This window comes from Mesorhizobium sp. WSM1293 (assembly GCF_000513875.1).
Lineage (GTDB): Bacteria > Pseudomonadota > Alphaproteobacteria > Rhizobiales > Rhizobiaceae > Mesorhizobium > Mesorhizobium ciceri.
The window spans coordinates 68290-92659 of record NZ_AZUV01000021.1; the positions used below are offsets into that span (position 1 = coordinate 68290).

24 protein-coding genes are annotated in these 24370 nt (G+C 64.9%); 14 read left to right on the top strand and 10 right to left on the bottom strand.

Annotation, left to right across the window (positions count from 1 at the left end; all coding sequences use genetic code 11):
* Nucleotides 1-22: 22 nt before the first annotated feature.
* The 4 genes from M729_RS0123520 to M729_RS0123535 form a co-directional block, all read right to left on the bottom strand.
* Nucleotides 23-913 carry an SMP-30/gluconolactonase/LRE family protein gene (locus M729_RS0123520; RefSeq protein WP_027163047.1) on the bottom strand — a complete coding sequence of 297 codons (891 nt, stop codon included), beginning with the start codon at nt 911-913 and terminating at the stop codon, nt 23-25.
* A gap of 195 nt (nt 914-1108) precedes the next feature.
* Entirely contained in the window at nt 1109-2077 is a 969-nt protein-coding gene (locus M729_RS0123525) for a YihY/virulence factor BrkB family protein (RefSeq protein ID WP_245267617.1), read from the bottom strand.
* Nucleotides 2078-2191: 114 nt separating this feature from the next.
* Nucleotides 2192-2914, bottom strand: coding sequence for a response regulator transcription factor (locus M729_RS0123530; RefSeq protein WP_027163049.1), 723 nt, complete (start codon nt 2912-2914; stop codon nt 2192-2194).
* Nucleotides 2914-4194 (bottom strand): histidine kinase, encoded by a 1281-nt coding sequence (locus M729_RS0123535; RefSeq protein WP_027163050.1) that lies wholly within the window; start codon nt 4192-4194, stop codon nt 2914-2916. Before M729_RS0123535 ends, M729_RS0123530 begins: the two co-directional genes overlap by 1 nt.
* Before the next feature lie 325 nt (nt 4195-4519).
* On the opposite strand from M729_RS0123535, the gene M729_RS0123540 reads away from it, so the two are divergent.
* The 8 genes from M729_RS0123540 to M729_RS0123575 all read left to right on the top strand — a co-directional run bounded on the left by M729_RS0123540 (nt 4520) and on the right by M729_RS0123575 (nt 13896).
* Nucleotides 4520-6952 (top strand): glucan 1,4-alpha-glucosidase, encoded by a 2433-nt coding sequence (locus M729_RS0123540; RefSeq protein WP_027163051.1) that lies wholly within the window; start codon nt 4520-4522, stop codon nt 6950-6952.
* A gap of 34 nt (nt 6953-6986) precedes the next feature.
* Nucleotides 6987-8000, top strand: coding sequence for a phosphogluconate dehydrogenase (NAD(+)-dependent, decarboxylating) (gnd, locus tag M729_RS0123545; protein WP_013528920.1), 1014 nt, complete (start codon nt 6987-6989; stop codon nt 7998-8000).
* Between the two features lie 22 nt (nt 8001-8022).
* The gene (gene zwf / locus M729_RS0123550; RefSeq protein ID WP_027163052.1) at nt 8023-9399 is read left to right on the top strand and encodes a glucose-6-phosphate dehydrogenase; all 1377 of its coding nucleotides are present in this window, start codon (nt 8023-8025) and stop codon (nt 9397-9399) included.
* Between the two features lie 13 nt (nt 9400-9412).
* Entirely contained in the window at nt 9413-10132 is a 720-nt protein-coding gene (locus M729_RS0123555) for an ROK family protein (RefSeq protein ID WP_027163053.1), read from the top strand.
* A 216-nt stretch (nt 10133-10348) separates the two neighbouring features.
* A complete protein-coding gene (locus M729_RS0123560; RefSeq protein ID WP_013528917.1) occupies nt 10349-10810 on the top strand; it encodes a MucR family transcriptional regulator in 462 nt (153 codons plus the stop codon).
* Nucleotides 10811-11034: 224 nt separating this feature from the next.
* Nucleotides 11035-12135 carry a pyridoxal phosphate-dependent aminotransferase gene (locus M729_RS0123565; protein WP_024503035.1) on the top strand — a complete coding sequence of 367 codons (1101 nt, stop codon included), beginning with the start codon at nt 11035-11037 and terminating at the stop codon, nt 12133-12135.
* Nucleotides 12136-12297: 162 nt separating this feature from the next.
* Nucleotides 12298-13536, top strand: a complete 1239-nt coding sequence (locus M729_RS0123570; protein ID WP_013528915.1) for an MFS transporter — start codon at nt 12298-12300, stop codon at nt 13534-13536.
* Nucleotides 13537-13587: 51 nt separating this feature from the next.
* Nucleotides 13588-13896 carry an NIPSNAP family protein gene (locus M729_RS0123575; protein ID WP_024503037.1) on the top strand — a complete coding sequence of 103 codons (309 nt, stop codon included), beginning with the start codon at nt 13588-13590 and terminating at the stop codon, nt 13894-13896.
* Between the two features lie 100 nt (nt 13897-13996).
* On the opposite strand, the gene M729_RS0123580 is transcribed toward M729_RS0123575, so the two are convergent.
* The 6 genes from M729_RS0123580 to hemC form a co-directional block, all read right to left on the bottom strand.
* Nucleotides 13997-14710 carry a glutamine amidotransferase gene (locus M729_RS0123580; RefSeq protein ID WP_027163054.1) on the bottom strand — a complete coding sequence of 238 codons (714 nt, stop codon included), beginning with the start codon at nt 14708-14710 and terminating at the stop codon, nt 13997-13999.
* A gap of 15 nt (nt 14711-14725) precedes the next feature.
* Nucleotides 14726-15205: a TerB family tellurite resistance protein gene (locus M729_RS0123585; protein WP_027163055.1), complete on the bottom strand. Its 480-nt coding sequence runs from the start codon at nt 15203-15205 to the stop codon at nt 14726-14728.
* 36 nt (nt 15206-15241) lie between these two features.
* Nucleotides 15242-16846: a heme biosynthesis protein HemY gene (locus M729_RS0123590; RefSeq protein WP_027163056.1), complete on the bottom strand. Its 1605-nt coding sequence runs from the start codon at nt 16844-16846 to the stop codon at nt 15242-15244.
* Nucleotides 16847-16856: 10 nt separating this feature from the next.
* Nucleotides 16857-18329 carry a COG4223 family protein gene (locus M729_RS0123595; protein ID WP_027163057.1) on the bottom strand — a complete coding sequence of 491 codons (1473 nt, stop codon included), beginning with the start codon at nt 18327-18329 and terminating at the stop codon, nt 16857-16859.
* Between the two features lie 109 nt (nt 18330-18438).
* Entirely contained in the window at nt 18439-19155 is a 717-nt protein-coding gene (locus M729_RS0123600) for a uroporphyrinogen-III synthase (RefSeq protein WP_027163058.1), read from the bottom strand.
* 1 nt (nt 19156) lies between these two features.
* Nucleotides 19157-20083, bottom strand: a complete 927-nt coding sequence (gene hemC / locus M729_RS0123605; protein ID WP_027163059.1) for a hydroxymethylbilane synthase — start codon at nt 20081-20083, stop codon at nt 19157-19159.
* A 101-nt stretch (nt 20084-20184) separates the two neighbouring features.
* On the opposite strand from hemC, the gene tsaD reads away from it, so the two are divergent.
* Genes tsaD through M729_RS0123635 form a run of 6 tightly spaced genes read left to right on the top strand, consistent with a single transcriptional unit; the run spans nt 20185 to nt 24202 of the window.
* On the top strand, nt 20185-21270 hold the full coding sequence (gene tsaD / locus M729_RS0123610; protein ID WP_198032127.1) for a tRNA (adenosine(37)-N6)-threonylcarbamoyltransferase complex transferase subunit TsaD: 1086 nt from the start codon (nt 20185-20187) through the stop codon (nt 21268-21270).
* A complete protein-coding gene (locus M729_RS0123615) occupies nt 21267-22289 on the top strand; it encodes an NAD(P)H-dependent glycerol-3-phosphate dehydrogenase (protein ID WP_050596319.1) in 1023 nt (340 codons plus the stop codon). Before tsaD ends, M729_RS0123615 begins: the two co-directional genes overlap by 4 nt.
* Before the next feature lie 31 nt (nt 22290-22320).
* Complete coding sequence (locus tag M729_RS0123620) at nt 22321-22617, top strand: YciI-like protein (RefSeq protein WP_013528905.1); 297 nt, start codon at nt 22321-22323, stop codon at nt 22615-22617.
* Between the two features lie 38 nt (nt 22618-22655).
* Nucleotides 22656-23081 (top strand): EVE domain-containing protein, encoded by a 426-nt coding sequence (locus tag M729_RS0123625; RefSeq protein ID WP_027163062.1) that lies wholly within the window; start codon nt 22656-22658, stop codon nt 23079-23081.
* Complete coding sequence (locus M729_RS0123630) at nt 23036-23734, top strand: methyltransferase (RefSeq protein WP_174299057.1); 699 nt, start codon at nt 23036-23038, stop codon at nt 23732-23734. The genes M729_RS0123625 and M729_RS0123630 overlap by 46 nt, the downstream gene beginning before the upstream one ends.
* 51 nt (nt 23735-23785) lie before the next feature.
* Nucleotides 23786-24202, top strand: a complete 417-nt coding sequence (locus M729_RS0123635) for a DUF1761 domain-containing protein (protein WP_024503046.1) — start codon at nt 23786-23788, stop codon at nt 24200-24202.
* The last annotated feature ends 168 nt before the right edge of the window (nt 24203-24370 follow it).

Genomic DNA, 24370 nt, shown 5'->3' on the forward strand with positions numbered 1-24370 from the left:
TTGAGCACGGATTGTCGCGAGCTCAAAACAGTCTCAATCCCGGCACGCGCACCCTGAGCCGGTACAGCGACGTCGACGCGGTAATGTAGAGGCTTTGCAAATCGTCGTCGCCGAAGGTGAAATTCGCGCAATCTTCAGGCGTCCGGATGACGCCAAGAATGGTGCCCGACGCGTCGAAAATGTGGATGCCGCCGGGTCCGGTACAGTAAAGGTTGCCGCGGCTGTCGATCTTCATGCCGTCGGGCGCTCCCGGCCCCTCGCCCTCGGTTGCTGCCCACACCGCGCCGCCATTGAGGTCGCCATTGGCTTCGACGCCGAACACCCTGATGTGCCCGCGTTCGGTGTCGTTGATGAACAGCCGCGACTCGTCCAGCGAAAAGCACAGCCCGTTCGGCTGCCCGAAATCGTCGACCAGCAATGTCAGCCGGGCGCCGTCGCCATCGATGCGGTAGACGCCCTGGAACGGCAGCTCCTGCGGGCGTGGCACGCCATAGAACTCCCTCCGGCCATAGCCCGGATCGGTGAAGTAGATCGATCCGCCGGTGGCAACGACGATATCGTTCGGGCTGTTGAGCTGCTTGCCCTGATGATGCGTGGCCATCACGGTCACGCTGCCGTTGGGCTCGGCGCGGGTCACGCGGCTTGTTGCGTGCTCGCAGGTGACCAGCCGCCCCTGGCGGTCCAGCGTGTTGCCATTGGCCTTGTGGCTCGGCTCGCGGAACAGCTCGATCTCGCCCTCGGCACTGCGGCGATACATCCGGCTTTCCGGAATGTCGGAGAAGACCAGCCATTTCTCATAGGGATGCCAGACCGGCCCTTCGAGGAAGCCGAAGCCGCTCGCCAGCGTTTCGATCGGCGCATCGCCGACGACATCGTCGAAACCGGAATGACGCGCACGCGCCGGCACCGACATCATCGGCTCCCGGCGCGAACAGCCGTGCTACTCCGCATGGTGACGAATGGCATGAGCGCTTCCCGATACAATCTTCTTGTTGGGGCAGAGCGTAGGCGCGGTACCGACGAGCCGATACGGGTCAAAGCGCACGGGCGACTGTGCATTTGCACAGTCGCCCGTGCCTATCGAGCGTAGAATACCGGCGACGTCAGATCAGGGCCGGCGAACACTTCGCAAAAGCGCGGTCAAGGTTGCGCTCGCGCACGCCACCGCCACGAGCACGACAACGCCGGCAGAGTTGGATTTTTGCCCTGCGCGAAATGAGTCGTGCTGCGCGGGCAGAGGGCTGTGAACCAAGGTTTTCAGATCGGACCGGCTGCCGTGGCGAACGGAATAGGCGCGCGTGAACTCGGCGCCGAGGAGGAAAATCTCCGACGAGTAGTAAACCCAGAGCAAAATCACGAGCAGTCCGCCGGCGGCGCCATACGACGACGCAATCGCGCTGGTGCCGATATACCAGCCGATAAGCGATTTTCCCAATGTGAACAGGGCCGCGGTTCCGACAGCGCCGATTGCCACATCGCGCCATTCCAGGGTTCGATCGGGCAAAACCTTGTAAATGGCGGCAAACATCACGGCGATAAGCGCAAACGAAACGACGCCGTTGATCCCGCTGAGTATGATCGTTCCAAACGGCAGATGGGCGTTGATGAAAGCGCCCAGTGCCGAAATCGCAGCGCTTGCGATGAGAGAGACCAGCAACAGGAACCCGAGTGCGGCCACCAACCCCAGACTGGCGGCCCGTGCCCTCACCAGACGCGACAGGGAATTGCCTTGCGGTTCGATCTTCCAGATTGTGTTCAACGACTGCTGCATTTCGCCGAAGACGCCAGACGCGGCCACCAGCAAAGTGACCAGCCCTATGATCGCGGCCCAGGTGCCGTACAGCCTGCCGGATGCACTTTCCAGCGCAGTCTTGAGGAGATCGGCGCTTTCCGGTCCCATCAGCCCTGATATCTGCGCGGACAAGGCCAATTGTGCGGCATCGTGGCCGAAGACGAGACCAGCAATCGCAACCACGATCAGCAAGATCGGCGCCAGCGAGGTGGCGGCATAAAAGGCCATCGCCGCACCATGGCTGAGCGCATTGTCGTCGATGAAACCGACGACGCTTTCACGCACCAGGTGCCATGAATCTGCAAATGAGGGTCGCACTTCGGATCCGCAGGCGTTGAGTTGGCGTTCACTAGCAATGCGCCGGACCTTCCGATGTTCCGGCTTGTGGCCGCCGCTGTTTCAGTGCTCCGCCAGCCAGGCGTCGAGCCGGTCCTGTTCGCGGCGCAGTGCGTCGATGTTGATCAGGCCACGCGCCATGGCGAGATAGATCGCCCGCGTCCGCGAGTTGAACACGGAAGCATCGCCGGTGCCGTCCTCCGCCGGCACGATGCCGAGCTTGTCGTAGCAGTGCTTGATGCGGCTCTGCGCACCACGGATCGACAGGCCGCGACGTGCCGCGATCGCCCGGTCGGTCAGGCCGAGCGCGATGTCGATCAGGCTTTCATATTCGCCGTCGGTGATGCCCTCGAACTTGTCCTGAACGCGATGCTGGATGCCGCGGATCTCGCGGTCGATGATGCAGTGGCCTTCGCGGAAAACCCCGCGCAGGGCGGACCGCATGCCTTCCTCCGTTGCCGATTTCAGCACATAACCGTAGACAGAGCCGGGCGGGACGATGCGCGCCACGCCGCGCACATAGGCTTCGTCGGCGAAATTCGACCAGAACAGGATGTGCGTGCCGGCGCGGCGGTTCCAGATCGCCCTGGCAACTTCGATTCCCGTCGCCTTCGGCATCTGCAAATCGAGCACGACATGCAGTGGCTCGCGCTCAGTCGCCAGGTTGATGGCGTCCTCGCCGTCGCTCGCTTCGATCACCTCGACGTCACCGGGCCACAATTGCTCCACCGTTCGCCGCGCGAAGCTACGGTGCAGCCCGTCATTCTCGGCGATCATCACAAGCATCACATGGCCTCCGATACGGCGAGTTCGCCAGGCATTGTTGCAGCCGCCGCCAGTTCCCGTAATGGCTGGCGCTCGATCTCGACGACGACACGGGTGCCGCCGTTCTTGCGGCCGGCCTGGCCGATGCGCAGCCGCGCCCCGATAAGGGCTGCCCGCGTGTGCATATGGCCGATGCCGCCATACGCGGCAGGGTCAACGGCGCCGCAGCCCTGGCCGTCATCCGTCACGATCACCCGCAGCACGCTCGCGGTCGACGCCAGCAGCACGTCGATGCGGTGCGGCGCGGCATGGCGAACGGCATTGTTGATCGCTTCCTGCACGATCCGGTAGAGCGCCGTCCGTACTGGCTCCGACAGGCTGTCGGCGCCGCCGTCGCTGGTGTCGGCGATGCGCACGGCGATCGGCGGCTTGGCCCTGGCGACGCTGCGGTTGAGATGCGCCTCGACCGCATCGCGCAGGCCGAACAGTTCGAGCACGCTCGGCCGCATGTCGTCGACGATGTGGCGCAGTTCCGTCAGGCAGCCGGCGACCTCCTTTTCGAGATCGGCAAGCTGTGCTGCCCGCGCCACGCCCTGGCCGCGAAGGGCCGAGAGCTGGCGCGCGATGCGGGCGAGATCGGCAAGCGTCTGGTCGTGCAGGTCCATGGCCATGCGCCGGCGTTCGCGCTCCATGCCTTCGGTCAATTGCGAGGCGCCGACGCGCAGCAGCTCGACGCGGTTTCGCGCCTCGCTCTCGGCCAGCATGGCGCGGCGCGCCTCCTCGGTCTGGATCAGCGCGAAGATGTAGGGCGCGATCAGGTCGGCGCATTGTTGGGCGACCGCGACGTCGGCAAGCGTGTAGCAGTCGACCTCGTGCCGGCTGATGTTGAGCGCGCCGATGATGCCGCCGCGCGCCCTGAGCGGCACGACGATGCGGCTGCGCAGCCTGGCGGCGAAGATCGGACCATCGATAGCGGTGGCGAAATGGAAACGCTCGTCGCTCAGCGCGTCGTCGGCGAGCAGATAGGGGACTTCGCCCCACAGCACCGAGCGGATCGGGCTGACTTCGGTCGGCAGCGGATGCTGGGCAAGCTCGCTCCAGCTGGTGTGGAAGCCGGCTTCGTAACAGGCGTGCCGGCGCCCATCATGCGACAGCACCGCCAGATCCATGTGGTCGTGCGGGATGAGCGAGCCGATCTCGATGGCTGTCGCGCGGAACGCCGTGCCGGGATCGATATGGCCGGCAAGCGCCCGCGATATCGCCAGCAGCCGGTCGATCAGGACCAGGGACACTTCCGCCATTGCTTTCACGATCCTCCCGTGCCGGGAAATAGTGGACGCATGCCGCCGCCGCTGTCAACGACGGTGCCTTTGGTCATAGGAATTTTTTCTTGACTCGGTGACCTCAGCTATGGTACATTTTCGTCTATGGTGCTGATTTGCGCCGGTGACCCGCCGCACTGGCGGGTTTTTCATTTGCTGCTCCGTCAGCGCAGGCGAAAGCTCCGAAGAAACCCGTTAGCCCTAGTTCGTTGCCCTGCCGTCGGCCCGCCGATCAACTTGCGGTGCAATGATTGTAAAGGGTTCGCGTCATGGTCTAGGGAGGAGGCCAGGAGACTGAAACAGAATGCCAGTGACGCAAAACGTTGCTCCGGGCGCCCCGGGAATTCCGGCGCGCTGGACGTCAAGCGCCAAGAGCGGCGTCGGAACGTCGCTTTCGCCGGCCGGCCGGATCTGGTTCACGATCAGCCACGGCATCCTCAACGAAATCTACTATTCGCGCGTCGACAGTGCCTGCACCCGCGACCTCGGCCTGATCGTCACCGCCGCCGCCGGCTATTTCTCGGAAGAGAAGCGCGCTGCCACGCACAGCATCGAACCGTTCGAGGACGGCGTACCCGCCTACCGGCTGGTCAACACGGCGAACGACGGCGCCTGGCGGATCGAAAAGCGCATCCTCGCCGATCCGGCGCGCCCGGCGCTGCTGCAGGAAATCACCTTCACGGCGCTGAGGGGCGTCGCTGACGATTATCGCGTCTACGCGCTTCTGGCGCCGCATCTGGTCAATGCCGGCATGGACAACACCGCCTGGGTCGGCGAACACGAGGGAAAGCCCGTGCTGTTCGCCTCGGGGCGCGGCTCCTGCCTGGCGCTGGCCTCGTCGCTGCCCTGGCGGACCGGTTCGGCCGGCTATGTCGGTTTTTCCGACGGTTGGCAGCAACTGCACAACACAGGTGAGCTCGATGCTGCGTACCAGCGGGCCGAGGACGGCAATGTCGCGCTGACCGGCGAGATCGGCTTTTCCGCGGCCAGGACCAAGGCTTTGCTGGCGCTGGGATTTGGCGCGACGCCCGAGGAGGCTGCGGAACATGCTTTCGCCAGCCTGAAGCAGGGTTTTGAACCCGCGGCGAACTCCTACCTCCAGAACTGGCGCAACTGGCAAAAGGGCCTGCTGCCGCTCGACCGGCACGCGGTGCCCGGGACCAACTTCTATCGCGTCTCGACGGCGGTACTGGCGACGCACCGGTCGATCGCCACACCGGGCGCCGCGGTCGCCAGCCTGTCGATCCCGTGGGGCTTCGACAAGGGCGACGACGACCTCGGCGGCTACCATCTGGTCTGGCCGCGCGATCTGGTCGAGACGGCCGGCGGCTTTCTTGCTGCCGGCGACGCCGCCTCGGCGTTGCAAATCCTCGACTATCTCGGCTCCATCCAGCAGCCGGATGGCCACTGGCCGCAGAACGCCTGGCTCGACGGATCGGCCTATTGGCCCGGCATCCAGATGGACGAATGCGCCTTTCCGCTGCTGCTGGCCGAAGCTTTGCACCGCGCCGGCCATTTGCCGCACGCCAGGCTCGCAGTCCTTCTGCCGATGATCGAGCGCGCCGCCGGGTTCGTCGTGCGCAACGGGCCGGTCACCGGCGAGGACCGCTGGGAAGAGGATGCCGGCTACAGCCCGTTCACGCTCGCCGTCGAAATCGCCGCACTGCTTGCCGCAGCCGACCTGCTCGACGCCTGTGGCAAGCCGGACGCGGCGACCTATCTGCGCGAGACATCAGACGTCTGGAACGACCAGGTTGAGCGCTGGACCTACGTCACCGGCACGGCGATCTGCGGTCAAGTCGGCGTCGACGGCTACTATGTCCGCATAGCACCACCCGACGGCGCCGAGGCCGGTTCGCCGAAGGACGGCTATGTTCCGATCAAGAACCGGCCGCCCGGCGACACCGACCGGCCGGCCGAGCAAATCGTCAGTCCGGATGCGCTTGCACTTGTCCGCTTCGGCCTGCGGGCGGCCGACGACCCGCGCATGACAGACACGGTCAAGGTCATCGACGCGCAATTGCGCTGCGATCTGCCGCAAGGGCCGCTCTGGTACCGCTACAACGGCGACGGCTATGGCGAGCATGAAGATGGCGCACCTTTCGACGGCACCGGCCAGGGTCGCCCCTGGCCGCTGCTGGCCGGCGAACGCGCCCACTATGAGCTGGCGGCCGGGCGTAGGGAAAAGGCAGCCAGCCTGCTGACAGCGCTGGAAGGCTCGGCCGGACCGGGCGGCCTGTTGCCGGAGCAGGTCTGGGACGGCGCCGATATGCCGGAGCGCGAACTGCTGCACGGCCGCCCCTCGGGCAGCGCCATGCCGCTGGTCTGGGCGCATTCGGAGCATATCAAGCTGTTGCGCTCGCTGCGCGACGGCGCGGTCTTCGACATGCCGCCGCAAGGCGTCAAGCGCTATATCGAGGACAAGACCGTATCGCCGTTCAGAACATGGCGGTTCAACAACAAGATCCGCACGGTCCCGGCCGGCAAGACGTTGCGCGTCGAACTGTTGGCCCCGGCTACAGTCCATTGGAGCACCGACAACTGGGCGACCGCCCACGACAGCCAGACGGTGGAGAACGATTTCGGCATCCATCTTGCCGATCTGCCCGTGGCAAGCCTTCCCAAGGGAAGCACGCTGACCTTCACTTTTTTCTGGCCCGGGGCCGGCGATTGGGAGAATGTCGACTTCTCCGTCATCTCAGGCGACCAGGACAGCCAGCAGACCTTCCCTCGATAACCCCGCAAATCTCCTAGAAAACAGGGACGAAACCATGCAGATCGGAATGATGGGACTGGGCCGGATGGGCGCCAACATGGTCCGGCGCCTGATGCGCGACGGCCACGAATGCGTCGTCTACGACATCAACCCGGCCAGCGTCGCGGCTCTGGTGACCGACGGCGCGGCAGGGGCGGCCTCGATGGAAGAATTCATCGGCAAGCTGGCCAAGCCGCGCTGTGTGTGGCTGATGCTGCCGGCGGCGATCACCGGCAGGATCATCGACCAGGTGGCGGCCCTGATGGAGCCCGGCGACATCGTCATCGACGGCGGCAATTCCTATTATCACGACGCCGTCGACCAGGCCGCGAAACTGGCCGGCAAGGGCATCCATCTTGTCGATGTCGGCACCAGCGGCGGCGTCTGGGGCCTGGAGCGTGGCTACTGCCTGATGATCGGCGGTCCCGACGTGGCGGTGCAGCACCTCGATTCGATCTTCGCCACGCTGGCACCGGGCGCCGATGCCGGCTCCAATCCGTCCAGGGATGCCGGGACCGCGCCCTTCGGCTATCTGCATTGCGGACCGAGCGGCGCCGGCCACTTCGTCAAGATGGTGCACAACGGCATCGAATATGGCGTCATGGCCGCCTATGCCGAAGGCATGAACATCCTGAAATCGGCCAATGCCGGCAAGCGGCAACGGACGGCGGACGCCGAGACCAGCCCGCTGGAAAACCCGCAATACTACCAGTTCGACATCGACCTCCCCCAGGTGGCCGAGGTCTGGCGGCATGGCAGCGTTATCGGCTCCTGGCTGCTCGACCTGACGGCCGGCGCCTTGAAGAGCGATCCGGGCCTGGTGAATTTCGGCGGCCGCGTTTCGGATTCCGGCGAAGGACGCTGGACGCTGAAGGCGGCGATCGACACCGGCGTACCGGCTCCGGTGCTGTCCTCGGCGCTGTTCGACCGCTTCTCCTCGCAGGGCGAATCCGAATTCGCCGACAAGCTGCTCTCCGCCATGCGCTATGCCTTTGGCGGCCATGTCGAGAAGCCGAAGGCCGGCAAATGAGGACAGCGGGGGAGACACGCGCATGAGCCAGGAACGGTCCGATACGCTGGTGCTCTTCGGGGCAACCGGCGACCTCGCCCACAAGAAGATATTTCCAGCCCTTTACCAGATGGTCGCCAAGGGCACGCTTACCGAACCGGTGATCGGCGTCGCCTTCGATGCCTGGGACCTCAAGCAATTGCAGGCGCGCGCGCGTGACGGCATCGTCAATGCGCTCGGCAAGATCGACGAAAAAGCGTTCGCCAAATTCGCCTCGCTGCTGCGCTACGTCAGCGGCGACTACCGTGACGGAGCGACGTTCGAGAAACTGAAGAGCGCGCTCGGCGCCGCACAGCGGCCCCTGCACTACATGGCGGTGCCGCCGACCATGTTCGAGACCGTCGTCCAGGGGCTGGAGCAGTCGGGCACGGCGCATGGCGCGCGGCTGATGGTGGAAAAGCCCTTCGGTCACGATCTGCAATCGGCGCGCTGGCTGAACCGGGTCCTGCATCTGGTGTTCGACGAGCAGTCGATCTTCCGCATCGACCACTACCTGGGCAAGGAAGCGATCCAGAACCTGCTCTATTTCCGCTTCGCCAATTCCTTCCTCGAGCCGATCTGGAACCGCAACTACGTCGAGAGCGTGCAGATCACCATGGCCGAGGATTTCGGCGTCGAGGGACGTGGCCGCTTCTATGACGATGTCGGCTGCATCAGGGACGTCATCGAGAACCATCTGCTCAACATCCTGTTGCTGCTTGCCATGGAGCCGCCTGTCGGCCGCTCCGCCGACGATCTGATCGACGAGAAGGTGCAGGTGCTGCGCGCGATCAGGACGCTGACCAAAGACGATGTCGTGCGCGGCCAGTTCACCGGCTATCTCACTGAACCCGGCGTGGCGCCGAACTCGCCCGTCGAGACCTTCGCGGCGGTGCGTTTCTTCGTCGACACCTGGCGCTGGCAGGACGTGCCGTTTTTCATCCGCGCCGGCAAGAACATGCCGGTGCATGTCACCGAAGTGGTGGTGCGGCTGAAGCGGCCGCCGCTCGATGTCTTCGATCCGATCAAGCCCGCCGACCAGAACTACGTCCGCTTCCGCATCGACCCACAGGTGGTGATCGCCATCGGAGCACAGCGCAAGGCGCCGGGCGACGACATGATCGGCGAGCAGGTCGAACTGACGGCGCTCGACGACTCGAAGGGCGACATGCCGCCCTATGAGCGCTTGATAGGCGACGCCATGAACGGCAACGGCCAGCTGTTCACCCGCCAGGACGCCAGCGAACTGGCCTGGCGCATCGTCGGCCCGGTGCTTGGCGACACCACGCCGCCGCACCTCTACGAGCCGCTGACATGGGGACCGGCGGACGTCATGGCCGGGTTCGGGCCACCCAATGGCTGGATCGATCCGGTGAAGTGAGAGGAACCACGCGATGGCCAAGGCAGTGAAGCAACCAGCATCGGGCACCGAGACGCCGGATGCTGAAAAGATCGTGCTCACGATCGACATCGGCGGCTCGCACGTCAAGATCCTCACCAGCGCCGGCGGCGCGGAGCGCCGCGCCGATTCGGGGCCGGGGCTGACGCCGCAACAGATGATCGATACCGTGAAGAAGCTCGCCGAAGGCCTGTCCTACGACGTCGTCTCGATGGGCTATCCCGGTCCGGTCAACCACAACAGGCCGCTCGCCGACCCCGCCAATCTCGGCAGGGGCTGGGCTGGATTCGACTTTGCGGGCGCGTTCGGCAAACCGGTGAAAGTGGTCAATGACGCGCTGATGCAGGCCATCGGCAGCTACGAGGGCGGGCGCATGCTGTTCCTCGGGCTCGGCACCGGGCTCGGTGCGGCGATGATTGCCGACAACGTCGCCCAACCGATGGAACTCGCGCATCTGCCCTACAAGAAGGGCAAGAGCTTCGAGGATTATGTCGGCGAACGCGGCCTGGAAAAGCGCGGCAAGAAGAAATGGCGCAAATACGTCTTCGACGTCGTCGACCGGCTCCGTGCCGCCATGCAGCCTGACTATGTCGTCATTGGCGGCGGCAACGTCGACAAGCTCGATGAATTGCCCGCCGACTCCAGGCGCGGCGACAACACACGCGCCTTCGAAGGCGGCTTTCGTTTGTGGCGCGACAAGGCGCTGATAGTCTGATACTGTTATTGTTTAATATAGTTGTTCAAAATAACGTGTGACCTGCCATCAAGTCGTTGCAATACGCAGATTTGCCGACTAGGAATTCCGCGCTACAACAACGCCAATTCGTCCCGTGGACGCACGAAGGACGCCATAGCATTTTGATTTCGCGCATGATCCTTTCCGGAAGTCGAATCCGATTTTCAGGTCATTCGCTGTAGACGGAGAAATAGAGTGACCGACGATAGCAACAGTGCCCGTAAAGACATCGATCTGCTCGAGCTGACCGCCCACATCGTGTCCGCTTACGTCGAGAAGAACCGCTTGCCTGCCTCCGGCCTGGCCGACCTCATCGCCAGCGTCAGCGCGTCGATAAGCGGGCTCGGCAAGCCTGCGGTCCCGGTGGCTGCCCCGCTGGTCCCGGCGGTCAATCCCAAGAAGTCGGTGACGCCCGATTTCATCATCTGCCTCGAAGACGGCAAGAAGTTCAAATCGCTGAAGCGTCACATCGGTGTGCATTTCGGCCTGACGCCGGACGCCTATCGCGCCAAATGGGGCTTGCCGTCGGACTATCCGATGGTCGCTCCCAACTACGCGGCCTCGCGTTCGCTGCTGGCGAAGTCGATCGGCCTCGGCCGCAAGGCCGCCCCCGTCAAGGCGCCCGCCAAGGGCAGGAAGGCCAAGGCCTCGGCCTGAACATTCAGTCCTGAGCCAACAGTTAGGACGACTGGAACAGAAGCCTGCCGGCGAATCCGCCTTGGCAGGCTTCATGTTCTTATGGCTTGGATGGACCGGACGGGTTCCTAGAGCAATTCCAGGAAAAGTGTGAAACGGTTTTCCGTCCGGAATTGCGTAAAAACAAGGAGTTAGAGCGGGTCGCCGTTTCCGTGAAACGGTGAACTGCTCTTGGGGAGTGAGCCATGAACTACACCAGGATGGTGATCGAGAAAGAGGCGCCGGAAGAATACGGCTACGACCGTATCCGCTTCAATCTTTCCGAAAGCTCGATCGCCGACCAGAAGCTCTCCGACATCGGCCTGTCGCTGCCCGATCTCACGCTTTTCTATGGCGAGCATCGCGGCGACAAGCAATTGCGTGCACTGATATCGGCGCAGAATGCGGGCATTTCGCCGGATGATGTGCTGGTCACCGCCGGTGCCGCCGGCGCACTGTTCATCATCTCGACCTCGCTTTTGTCGGCCAACGACCATCTCGTCGTCATCAGGCCCAACTACGCCACCAACATCGAAACCCCAAGGGCGATCGGCTGCGCCATCAGCTTTGTCGACCTGGCATTCGAGGAAGGCTTCGCCATCGATGTCGAACGCGTCAAGGCCGCGATTCGGCCGGACACGAAGCTGATCAGCGTCACCTGCCCGCACAACCCGACCGGCACGATGATGAGCCGAGCCGAGCTCGATGCGCTGGTGGCGCTTGCCGAGGCTCGCGGCTGCCATCTGCTGGTCGACGAGACCTATCGCGACCTCTCCTACGGCAGGCGGCTGCCGACGGCTGCCTCGCTCAGCCCGAAGGCGATCAGCGTCTCGTCATTGTCCAAGGCCTTCGGCATTCCCGGCATCCGCATCGGCTGGCTGATCACCAAGGATGCGGTGCTTCAGGAAAAATTCCTCGCCGCAAAGGAGCAGATCGGCATCTGCGGCAGCGTCATCGACGAAGGCATTGCCCGCGGCATGCTCGAGCGCCGGGACGCCTTCCTGGCGACACTGCTGCCCGAAATGGCCAAGCGCCGCGACATCGTCCAGGCCTGGATCGACCGCGAACCGCTGATCGACTGGATCAGGCCCGAAGGCGGTGTCGTCGGCTTCCCGCGCCTCGATGTCGAACCCGGCTTCGACCTCGACCGGTTCTATGCGAACCTGCTGGAGAACCATGGAACCTATGTCGGACCCGGCCACTGGTTCGAGATGGAAAAACGCTTCTTCCGCGTCGGCTTTGGCTGGCCGACGGAAGCCGAATTGCGCGGCGGCCTCGACGCCATCTCCGTCGCGCTGCGGCAGTAACTTCCGCGTGCCGGCGATGGAACGGGCTGAAAATTCCTTGATCCAGCACTGATTTTGACGCATATCCGCGGCGAACTGAGCTAAAAGTTCCGCCAGCCGGACCAGCGCCCATCGTGGAAGTGCCCCGCCAGCTGACGCCACTGCAATGGGGCCTCTTAAATCATGACCGCCGAACAGATATCACCGGACCAGCGCTATGCCGCGTTCCGCCACCGCTCCTTCCTGAGTTATTGGGCGGCGCGTTTCCTCACCACATTCGCCACCATGATCGTGTCCGTCGCGGTCGGCTGGCAGATGTACGATTTGACCCGCGACCCGCTCGATCTCGGCCTGGTCGGCATCGTCCAGTTCCTGCCGTCGCTGCTTCTGGTGCTGGTCACCGGTGTCGTCGCCGACCGCTTCGGCCGCCGCCTGATCATGGCGCTGGCGGTCGTGGTGGAGGCGATGTGCGCGCTGGCGCTGCTGTTCCTGGCGCTGCGCGGCATCAGCGGGCCGCTGCCGATCTTCTGCGTGCTTGCCATGTTCGGCGTCGCCCGCGCCTTCTTCGGTCCGGCCTCCGCGTCATTGTTCGCCAATCTGGTGCCGCCTCAGGATTTCGCCAACGCCATCGCCTGGAATTCATCGGCCTGGCAGACGGCGACCATCGTCGGACCCGTCGCCGGCGGCCTGCTCTACGGCGTGTCGCCGGAAGCGGCCTACGGAACCGCCGCTGTCCTGATGCTTGTGTCCGGGCTGCTGATCTTCACCATCCCGAAGCCGTCGCAGCGCACCGAGTCGGACAAGCCGACGATGCAGCACCTGCTCGGCGGGTTCAGCTATATCTGGAGCGAGAAGATCGTGCTCGGCGCCATCTCGCTCGATCTGTTCGCCGTGCTCCTGTCCGGCGCCTCGGCGCTGCTGCCGGTCTATGCGCGCGACATCCTCCAGCTCGGCCCGTGGGGCCTCGGCCTGCTGCGCTCGGCGCCAAGCATCGGCGCCATTTGCGTCGCCATCTGGCTGGCCGGGCATCCACTTCGCAACCACGCGGGCATGATCATGCTGGCCGCCGCAGCCTCGTTCGGCGCCTTCACCGTGGTTTTCGGCCTGTCGACCATCACCTGGCTGTCGATCGTGGCATTGGTCTTCCTTGGCGCCACCGATATGTTCAGCGTCTACATCAGGGAGACGCTGATCCAGCTGTGGACGCCCGACGAGGTGCGCGGCCGCGTGAACGCCGTCAACCAGGTCTTTGTCGGCGCCTCCAACGAGGTCGGCGAATTCCGGGCCGGCACGATGGCCGCGCTGATCGGCACGGTGCCGGCCGTGGTGATCGGCGGCATCGGCGCCATCGCCGTCGCGGGCCTGTGGGTGGTGCTGTTCCCGCAACTGCGCAAGGTGCGCCACCTCAACGGGCGCAACTGATCTTCCCACGGTTGACAGCCGACATGCCTAGCCCATGCCACAGGAGCTCTCATGATCACTTGCTACCTGAAATACGTCATCGACCCCTACAAGCTTGCCGAGTTCGAAGATTATGGTCGCCGCTGGATAGCTCTGGTCAACCGCCTCGGCGGAAACCATCACGGCTATTTCCTTCCAAGCGAAGGGGCGAGCAACATCGCCTATGCCATGTTCAGCTTCCCGAGCCTTGCCGACTACGAGGACTATCGCAAACGGATGGCTGCCGACCCGGAATGCCAGGAAGTGTTCGAAATGGAAAAACGCAATCGCAGCATTCTCAGCTACGAGCGCAGCTTCCTGCGGCCGGTGCTCGAACCTTAATGCATGTCGCCCAAAAGTGGCCCCGGTTTTGGGAGAACGACATGCATGAAGACAAAGACCTAAAGCGGGTCGCCTGAAATCCGTTCAGACGACGGTTTAGCTATCTGCTCGGCTTGCCGAAGACCATCCGCAAAAACTCGTCCAGCCAGCGCTTGAGATGCATGTCCCAGATCAGCCGGCCGCCGAGATGATCGCGGCCGGGCTGGGCACCGGGCAATTCGAAGCGATGCGCGCCGCGCACCACCCAGCGCTGCATCATCACCCTGGTCAGTTCGCCATGGAACTGGATGCCCCAGGCATTGTCGCCGTAGCGGAAGGCCTGGTTGGGATAGGTTTCGGCCGTCGCCAGCAGCGTCGCGTCCCTGGGCAGCGAAAAACCCTCGCGGTGGAACTGGTAGACCATCTCCGGCCAGTGCATGAGTTGCTTGCCGGCTTCGGTCGCCTTCAGGGGATACCAGCCAACCTCGACCAGCCCTTCACCATGACCCTCGACCTTGCCGCCGAGACAGTTGACCAGCATCTGCGCGCCGAGACAGATGCCGAGACATGGCCGGTTCTCCCTCAGCGGTATTTCCAGCCAGTTGGTCTCGCGACGAACGAACTCGTCGTCGTCATTGGCGCTCATCGGGCCGCCGAACACCACCGTGCCGGCGTGGTCGTCCAGTGTTTCGGGCAAGGCGTCGCCAAGCGGCGGCCGGCGGATGTCGAGATCGAAACCTTCTTCCAGCAACATGTGGCCGACACGTCCCGGGCTCGAACTCTCCTGATGCAGCACGATCAGGATCTTTGGCTTCGAACTCGTCTGGCGTGGCATGGGAAGGCGAAGATCCTATTCGTCGCTCGATGTTCCGGTGGCGCCGGGCGCGTGCGCCGCCGCCTTGCGGCGCGCCTCGACGCGGTCGTGGCGTTCGACGCCGATCAGCTCGGCGACGCGCCAGACGGTGTTGTCCTCGAGCTCGTGCAACTCGCCGTCGGCATAGACGATTTCCCACATCAGGCCGATGAAAGCCTTGCGCGCATCGGCATCGAGATGGCGCTTCAAGACGCTGGTGAAGGCGTAGAGATCGATCGCCTCATTGTCGGCCCGCTCGCCGGCAGCGGCCAACGCTTCGAGTTCCGCGCCACTGATCGAATAGCTCTCGGCCAGCACCGCCTTGAACCGCTCCCACTCGACATCCTGGCGCACGCCATCGGCGTTCATCACATGGTAGAGCAGCGCCGAGGCGGCGACACGCGGATCGTCCGTGCTGGCATGCGTGCCGGCACCGGCCGGCAAATCCCCGAGAAACGACAGAACGCGTTCAAACATAGATCCATACCCCAACGGCCTGACGGCCTGCCCAACTCAAAACAACCGAAACCGGCGCGGCGATTTCTCCGCTTCCTCGTCCGGATCGACGCCGGGATCGTCCGGCAGCCGCGCAAGCTCCTCGGCCGGCTCGACGCCTTCGGCATCGCTCGGCACCGCGGCGAAGGCCGCTGCCGTGATTGGCCTGACATGATCTTCTTCGCGACTTTCAGCTTGCTTGCCCGCCGACGTCTCGCCACCGGCGTCGTCGATCACTTCGATCGGCCTTTTTTCGCTCGTCGGCTTTGCCAATGCTTCAATAACCGGTGCCGCACCCGCTGGCGCGTCATCATGGCTGTCGATCAACTGGCCAAGACGCTCCATCGGCGCGCGCCACTCGAAGGCGTCGAGCCGGCCGGTGATCGGCGATACCGGAGCCCAGCGTTCCGATACCACGCCGTCTGCGACCCAGGCCGGATCGCGCGGCGCCCGCACCGCCCTGGACAGCAGCTGCCGAACCTTGCCCTGATCGCCGGTCTCGGCCTCCTCGATGTCGGCGAGCAGCAGATAGGCGCCCTCGCGACGGTCCATCCGGATCGCCGCCTCGGCCTCGCGGCGGGCGGTCGCGAAATCCTGCGCGTCGAGCGCGGCGCGCGCCACCGTCATCGACGATTCGGCGTGGTTCTTCTTCATCTCCTGCAGCTTCTTCGCCCGGTTGAGGCGGTCGAGCACCGCGTCGCCCGGCCTTGCATGGGTATAGAGCTCGGCGATCTCCGGATGCGGCTCGGCCTTCCACGCCGCCTCGAGTATCTTCGAGCCCTTGCGCACATCGTTCTGCTTGAACAGTGCGGCCGCGGCGGCCACGGCGGCAGGCGCGAAATCGGGCCTGAGCTTGTTCGCCTCGATCGCGGCCGTTCTGGCGGCGGCGGGATCGCTGTCGGCAAGCGCCTGCGCCTTGGCGGTCAGCAGCACGGCGCGGCGGCGGTTGGCGGCATCGCGTTCGATCTGCCGTGTCGCTTTCTGCGCGTCGACGAGTTTCAGGGCGCCGTCCCAGTCGCCGCGCGCGGTCAGCTCTTCCAGCGTCGATTCCGCCGCCCAGGCCAGCTGCGGCGCCACAGCGGCGGCGCGGCCGGCATAATGCCTGGCGGCGTTGCGGTCGCCGAGCCGTTCGGCTTCCAGATAAAGCCCGCGCAAACCCAGCAGCCGCATTTCGGGATCGTCGAGCATGCTCTCGAATTTCTGCCGCGCGCCTTCATGATCGCCTTCGAGCAGCGACGCCTGCGCTTCGAGCAGGTGGATCAGCGGCTCCTGGTCGGAACGGATCAGCTTGGCGGCTTCCTTGGTCTTCTTGCGGGCCAGCGCGCCATCACCGGCGCCGGCGGCAATCATGCCGGTCGACAGCGCCTGATAGCCACGATCGCGGCGGCGGACACGGAAATAGCGCGAGATGGTGTAGGGGCTGTTCCACAGCGACTTGAGCAGCCACCACAGGATCATCACCGCAGCGACCACGGCAACGACAGCCACCGCCGCCACCATCAGGCTGACCTGGTATTGATAGCCGTTGAAAGTGACGACCATGTCGCCCGGCCGGTCGGCCAGCCAGGCAAAGCCCAGCCCGAGCGCGAAAACGACGATGAGGAAGGCGAGCAGGCGGATCATTGTGTTGCCCTCATGCCTTCATCGCGCCCGAGATCAGCGCATCGACCTGGGTTTCGACCTCGATGCGCGCCTTCAGCTTACCGGCAAAGTCGGCGCCCGCGGCCTTGGCGGCCTCGGGCAGCGTTTCATACTCGCTGAGTGCCTTGGCGTAGTCGCCCTGGTTGACCGCCGCCTCCATGCGCGCGACGGTTTCCGGTGCGCCGGCGCCTTCGACGGCGCCGATCGGCCTGACCTTGACCAGCGATTGCGCGCTCGACAGAAGGCTCTGAACGAAGCCGGCATTCTCATCGACAGGCGTCGCCGCCGTGACCATGGCATTGGCGGCGGCATCAGCCTGCGATGCGATCTCCGCGCGGGTTGGAACGCCCTTTTCGGCATAGGGGCGCAGTGCCGCAAGCTGCGGCGCATCAGGCGAAATCGCGGCGAGGGTTTCGAGTTCGGCCGAAAACGGCCCGCCACGCTCAAGCGCCGCCTTCAAGGCCGACGCCGCGATGGCAAGCGCGATCTTCGGCTGTCCCGCCGCCGCCTCGACCTTGCCGGACAGCTGCGACACAGACTGCTCCAGCGCTTTCAGCCGGCCATCCTGCGCGGTCGCCGCCTCGCCGGCCGACTTCACCTGCGCGTCGAGGCCTGCCAGTTTTTTGGTGAGCGGACCAAGATCGACCGGCGCCGAGCTGCCCGCCTTGCCGAGGGCGGCGACCGCCGTCTCGATCTGCGCGACCTTGTCGCCCAGTGCGGTGACGCCGGCCGCGTCGCCTGCTCCACCTTTCTCGACAGCCGATTTCAGCGCCGCGACATCAGCCTTGACCTGCTCCAGGCCCGAGGACAGCCCGACCATCTTCGCCGCTGCATCGCCGTTGCCGCCGGCGTCCTTCAAGCCGGCGATTTCGGTCTTCAGCGAGGCGATGTCGCCATTGACGCCATCGAGCGAGACGCTGGCGCCGGAGCCCGGCGCGCCGAGCAGGCCGGCAAATTGCAGCCCGCCGGCGCCGACCAGCGCGATGACGCCGCCGATGATGCCGGCGGCGATGCCGTTGAGGCCGCCACGCTTTTCAGGGGCTGGCGCCATTTTCTCGTCCCGTGTCTCGGCTTTTGCCTTGTTGCCGTCGGTCTGCGCTGCCGACGCGTCGTCGAAACTGTAGTCGAAGGTTTTGGCGCGGTTGGGCGGCGCATCCGAACCGGGATAAGGCAGCTCTGGCTCGGCGGCTTTGGCTCCGCCATCCGCCGGCGCTTGCCCTTCCGCACCTGCGGCGCCATCGGCATGTTCCCACGGCTCGAGATCGGTCTGGTCGGCATGAACCGGCTCTTCGGGAACCTCGGGCTGCGAAGCGTTCGCTGCTTCCTCGGCCTTCGCCTCGTCTGTCTGCGCCTCCTGCGTGGCGGCGTCCTCGTCGGCGATGCGTGAGACGGCGCCCGGCTCGAGATCGATGGTCACCGGCTCGCGGCGGCTTTTCGAGTGTCGCATCTTCGGCGTCTTGACCATGCCTGGGCTCCGCACATTCGCTTCGTCTCAACGCCTGGCGGCGCATGATGGTTCAGAAAGGGTCTAGCACATCACCAAGCGGTGAAAAGGGGCGGTGTGATGACGCGGCTCAGCGCGGCGCCTGCAAAAGCGCCAGCAATGCCTCCTCGTCAGGTTGCGCGGCAATGCGGATCCTTTCGCTGGCGGCATCGTCGAAGGCTGCGGCGATCCGCGTGGAAAGCGCAAAAACCCATGTTTTTTCGAAGAGACCGCGCAGAGCGGGCCGTCTTGCCAGGATTTGCATCGCCGCCGCCGCCTTGGCTGAATAGAGCAATACCGCGTCGGCAGGTTGCCCCGACAGGCGTTCGAGGATGACTTCGTCCGGATAACCCACTGTCAGCGTGTCATAGGTCTCGACGGCGTGGACCCGAACGCCCACCGTCCCGAGCCTCTGTTCGAACGCCGGAAACCGCACGCGCCCACACAGGTAGACAATCGTCTTTCCAGAAAAACCGGCAGCGAGAACGTCGGCCAGCGCCTCGGCATCGCCCGGGCCTTCACTGACCGACAAAAACCCCGCTTTGCGGGCAGCTTCCGCAGTCCGCCTACCGACGGCATGACAAGGCAAGGCGGCGAGCGTCGCGATGATTTCTTCCGGCGCATGGCGCATGGCATTGGCGCTTGTGACGGCCACCGCGACGGCATCGTCCGGGATCAGTCCGGCAGCGGCGGGCAACGCCTTTGTTTCGGTCAGGGGCAAAAGAACCGGCTGGAAACCTGCCTCCTCCAGCCGATGCGCTGTGCGCGAAGCACCCGGTTCCGGCCTGGTCACCAGGACGCGAAGCATTTCAGAGCCAGCCGTCGAAGAACTTTTCGCCGGCCCTGGCGCGCACGCTCCGGGCCGCTTCGCCGCCGATGCGGGCGGCGTCTTGCGCCGATCCCTGCAGTTCGACCGTGTGTGACTGTGTGCCGTCGGGTGAGATGATCAGCCCGGCAAAAGACAGTTTTCCGGCCTCGATCGCGGCATAGCCGGCGATCGGCGTGCGGCAGGAGCCATCGAGCGCCGCCAGGAAGGCACGCTCGCAGGCCAGCGCCTGGCCGGTCGGCACATCATGAACGGCTGCCAGCATCTTTTCGACATCGCGGTCGCCGATACGGGTTTCGATGCCGATCGCGCCTTGCCCCGGCGCCGGCGGGAAGACATCGAGCGGTATCAGGTCGGTGACGACATGCTCGAGCCCAAGCCGCTTCAGCCCGGCATAGGCCAGGATCGTGCCGGCGGCGACGCCTTCCTCGAGCTTGCGCAGCCGCGTCTGCACATTGCCGCGGAACATCACCACGTCGAGATCCGGCCGCATCCGGCGGATCAGCGCTTGCCGCCGCAGCGACGACGAGCCGACTTTCGCCCCGCGCGGCAGTTCGGCGATCGTCTTCGCCGCTTTGCCGACAAAGGCGTCGCGTGCGTCCTCGCGCGGCAGGAAGGCCGACAGTTCGAGGCCGTCGGGCAGTTGCGTCGGCATGTCCTTCGACGAATGCACGGCGATGTCGATCCGGCCGGCCAGCAGCGCCTCCTCGATCTCCTTGGTGAACAGGCCCTTGCCGCCGGCTTCCGACAGCGGCCGGTCCTGAATGCGGTCGCCGCTGGTCGAGATGACGACCACCTCGAACGCCTCCGCCGGCATGCCATGCGCGGCCATCAGCCGCGCCTGCGTTTCATGCGCCTGCGCCAGCGCCAGCGGGCTGCCGCGTGTTCCGATTCTCAAGATTGTTTGCATGGCGCGCAGTCCGTGATAACCCCCCGGCAAGCGAGGCTTTTCCGGGGTTCTCCTAACGGGGAAAGCCCCATGATACAATCTTTAGGGACAGCGACGAATTGATCCGCGTGCTGGGCATAGAGACGAGTTGTGACGAGACCGCCGCCAGCGTGGTGGCCATCGACGGCGACGCCGCGCCAAAAATCCTGTCCAACATCGTGCTCAGCCAGATCGAGGAACATGCCGCTTTCGGCGGTGTCGTGCCGGAAATCGCCGCGCGCGCCCATGTTGAGGCGCTGGACGGCATCATCGAGGCGGCGCTTGCCGATTCGGGCACGGCACTAGCCGATATCGACGCGATTGCCGCCACCGCCGGCCCCGGCCTGGTCGGCGGGCTGATCGTCGGGCTGATGACCGCCAAGGCAATCGCCGCGGCGGCGAACAAGCCGCTGATCGCCATCAATCACCTCGAAGGCCATGCGCTGACCGCAAGGCTGACCGACGGGCTCGACTTTCCCTATCTCTTGCTGCTGGTCTCCGGCGGCCATACGCAAATCGTCGCCGTGCGGGGTGTCGGCGACTACCAGCGCTGGGCAACGACCATCGACGACGCGCTCGGCGAAGCCTTCGACAAGACGGCCAAGATGCTTGGCCTGCCCTATCCCGGCGGACCGAATGTCGAAAAGGCGGCACAGGCCGGCAACGCCTCGCGCTTTGCCTTTCCGCGTCCGATGAAGGGCTCGGCCCAGCCCGACTTCTCCTTCTCCGGCCTCAAGACCGCCGTGCGCCAGGCGGCGAGCGCCATTGCGCCGCTGAGCGACCAGGACGTCGCCGACATCTGCGCCTCGTTCCAGGCAGCCGTAGCCGATGCTCTGGCCGACCGCGTTTCTCGCGCGCTGACGCGCTTTCGCGAGACATTTCCCGGCACTAGGAACCCAGCCCTCGTCGTTGCCGGCGGTGTCGCCGCCAACCGCACGATCAAGACCATGCTGGAGCGGCTCTGCGCCGAGACCGGCTTCACCTTCATTGCGCCGCCACTGAAACTTTGCACCGACAATGCGGCGATGATCGCCTGGGCCGGCATCGAGCGGCTGCGCGAGGGCATGGCGCAGGAGAACGGCTTCGATTTCGTGCCGCGCTCGCGCTGGCCGCTGGACAGCATCTCGGCGCCGATGGTCGGCTCCGGCCGGCGCGGAGCCAAGGCATGAACGAGGTGGCAATGAGCGGCAACGTCACCGCGCCAAGCGGCTGGCGCGTTGCCGTGCTCGGCGGCGGCGCCTGGGGCACTGCCTTGGCCTTGGCCATGCTGCGCGCCGGCCATTTCGTCCGCCTTTACGCCCGCGATCCGGAGACCGTCGCCGCGATCGACCGCGGCGAAAATCCACGCTACCTGCCGGGCATTACGCTCCAGCCCGGCATCGTGGCGACGAGCAACATCCAGGCCACGCTCGACGGTGCCGATTGCGTGCTGGCGGTGACGCCGGCGCAATCGCTGCGGGCGACGCTGGCGGCCGCGAAGGACCATATGCCGGCCGGTATCCCGCTGGTTCTGTGTGCCAAGGGCATCGAAAGCGAGACTGGCGCGTTGCTATCGGCGATTGTCGAAGAAATCCTGCCGCTCAATCCGGTTGCCGTTTTGTCGGGCCCGAGCTTCGCCAACGACGTCGCCCGCGGCCTGCCGACGGCCGTTGTGGTCGCCGCCCGCGACGAGGCATTGGCCGCCGATCTCGCAGCCCGCTTTTCCGCCGAAAATCTGCGCTGCTATTCGAACGACGACCTGATCGGCGTCGAGATCGGCGGCGCCTTGAAGAACGTCTTTGCCATTGCCGCAGGTGCCGTCACTGGGGCGGGTCTCGGCGCCAGCGCCCAGGCCGCCATGGTGACGCGCGGCTTTGTCGAATTGCGCCGCATCGGCGCTGCCTTCGGCGCCAGGCCCGAAACGCTGATGGGGCTTTCCGGCCTTGGCGACCTGCTGCTGACCTGCTCGTCCACCCAGTCGCGCAATTTCGCCTATGGGTTGGCGCTCGGGCAAGGCAAGCCACTTGCCGGATTGCCGCTGGCAGAAGGCGTGCCGACGGCGGCGATCGCAGCCCGCATTGCGACCGAGCGCAACATCGACGCGCCGATCATTGCCGCCGTCGCCGCCATACTGGATGGCACCATCACCGTCCGGCAGGCCGTGACGGCGTTGATGACCCGGCCGCTGAAGACCGAAACCAACGATTGATCCCCACGACTTTGAACGATCAGGAGAAAAAATGCTGTTTGCTGTGATTTGCAAGGACAAGCCCGGAAGCCTGCAGGTGCGCCTCGACACGCGGCCCGAGCATGTTGCCTTTCTCGAGGGGTTGAACGGCGACAAGAAGCTGGCATTCGCCGGTCCGTTCCTTGACACTGAAGGCAAGTCCAATGGCAGCCTCGTGGTCGTCGAAGCGCCCGACCTGGCTGGCGCCCAGGCTCTGTCGGCCGCCGACCCCTACGCCAAGGCCGGGCTGTTCGAAAGCGTCGAAATCCGCCCGTGGAACTGGACGTTCAACAAGCCGGCGGCTAGTTAAATCCCGGTCGCCAGCGCGACTCCAAGGAGGAGAAAGACATGAACTACTGGCTGTTCAAATCCGAGCCATTCAAGTTCTCCTTCGAGATGCTGAAGGCCAAGGGCAAGGCCGGCACGCAATGGGACGGCGTGCGCAACTACGCGGCGCGCAACAACATGAAGGCGATGCAGATCGGCGATCTCGGCTTCTTCTACCACTCCAACGAGGGGCTGAACGTCGTCGGCATCGCTGAAGTCTGCGCGCTTGCCCATCCCGACACCACGTCGGACGATCCGCGCTGGGAATGCGTCGACATCCGCGCCGTAAGGGATGTACCGAACCCGCCGACGCTGGAACAGGTGAAGGCCAATCCCAGGCTTGCCGACATGGCGCTGGTGCGGCTCGGACGGCTTTCCGTGCAGCCGGTGACGCCGGCCGAATGGAAGGAAGTCTGCCGCATGGGCGGCTTGACGCCGGCTCCGTGACGGCGCTCACGCCCAACAGCGCCAAACAGTTCATTCTCGACAACACGGCGCTGATGGCGCCGCCGCACGTGCCGGAGATCCTGCTTCATCTTGCCGACGAAGCGCATGATCTGTGGCAGCGGACCGAGGAAGAGCTGGTCGAAATCGGCCTGCCGCCGCCCTTCTGGGCCTTTGCCTGGGCCGGCGGCCAGGGCCTTGCCCGCTATGTCCTGGACAATTCCGGCACGGTGCGTGGCAAGCACGTGCTCGACTTTGCTTCCGGCTCCGGCCTTGTCGCCATCGCCGCCGCCAAAGCCGGTGCCGCCAAGGTGATCGCCTCCGACATCGACCCGTTCTGCGCCACCGCGATCCGGCTCAACAGCGAGATCAACGGTATCGGGACCGAATTCCTCGGCACGGATTGCATCGGCACCGATGCAGGTTGGGACGTGGTCCTGGCCGGTGATGTTTTCTATGACAAATCTTTCGCTGACCGGCTGGTGCCATGGTTCGCAACGCTGAAGGCGCGCGGCGCCGAAATCCTTGTCGGCGATCCCGGCCGGTCGTATCTGCCGAAGACAGGGCTGGAGCCGCTTGCGGTCTATGAAGTGGCCGTCACGCGGGCGCTGGAGGATGCGCTGGTCAAGCGCACGACCGTCTGGCGGTTCGCTTGACGCGATCGCCGAACAGGCGTTCCATCATATCCAAATCAGAGGGGGGAGCTCATGGATTTTTCAGCAGTGAACTGGCTGGCGGTGGTCGCTGCCGCAATCGTGGCGTGGCTGTTCGGCGCCGCCTGGTACATGAGCCTGAGCAAGGCGTGGCTGAAGGCCGCCAAGCTCGATCCGGCCACGATGAAGAAGTCGCCGCTGCCCTTCGTCGTCAGCTTCATCGCCGAACTGGTCATGGCCACGATAATGGCGCTGGTCGTCGGCGCGATGACCGGCGGCGAGCCGACATGGCTCGCCGGACTTGTCTTCGGCTTCGTGCTCTGGCTGGGTTTCGTCGCCACGACGCTCTCGGTCAACCATCGCTACGAGAATTTCGGCTGGGACCTGACCCTCATCGACGGCGGCCACTGGCTCGGCGTGCTGCTGATCATCGGCGCCGTGATCGGCTGGTTCGGCGCGGTGGCAAGCTGAGTCAAGAAGGGAGTAGGGCAGTAGGGCAGTAAGGCAGTAGGGGAATAGGGGGGCAGACGGCACCGACGCCTATCCCTACTGCCCTACTGCCCTACTGCCCTACTGCCCTACTGCCCTACTGCCCTACTGCCCTACTGCCCTACTGCCCTACTGCCCTACTGCCCTACT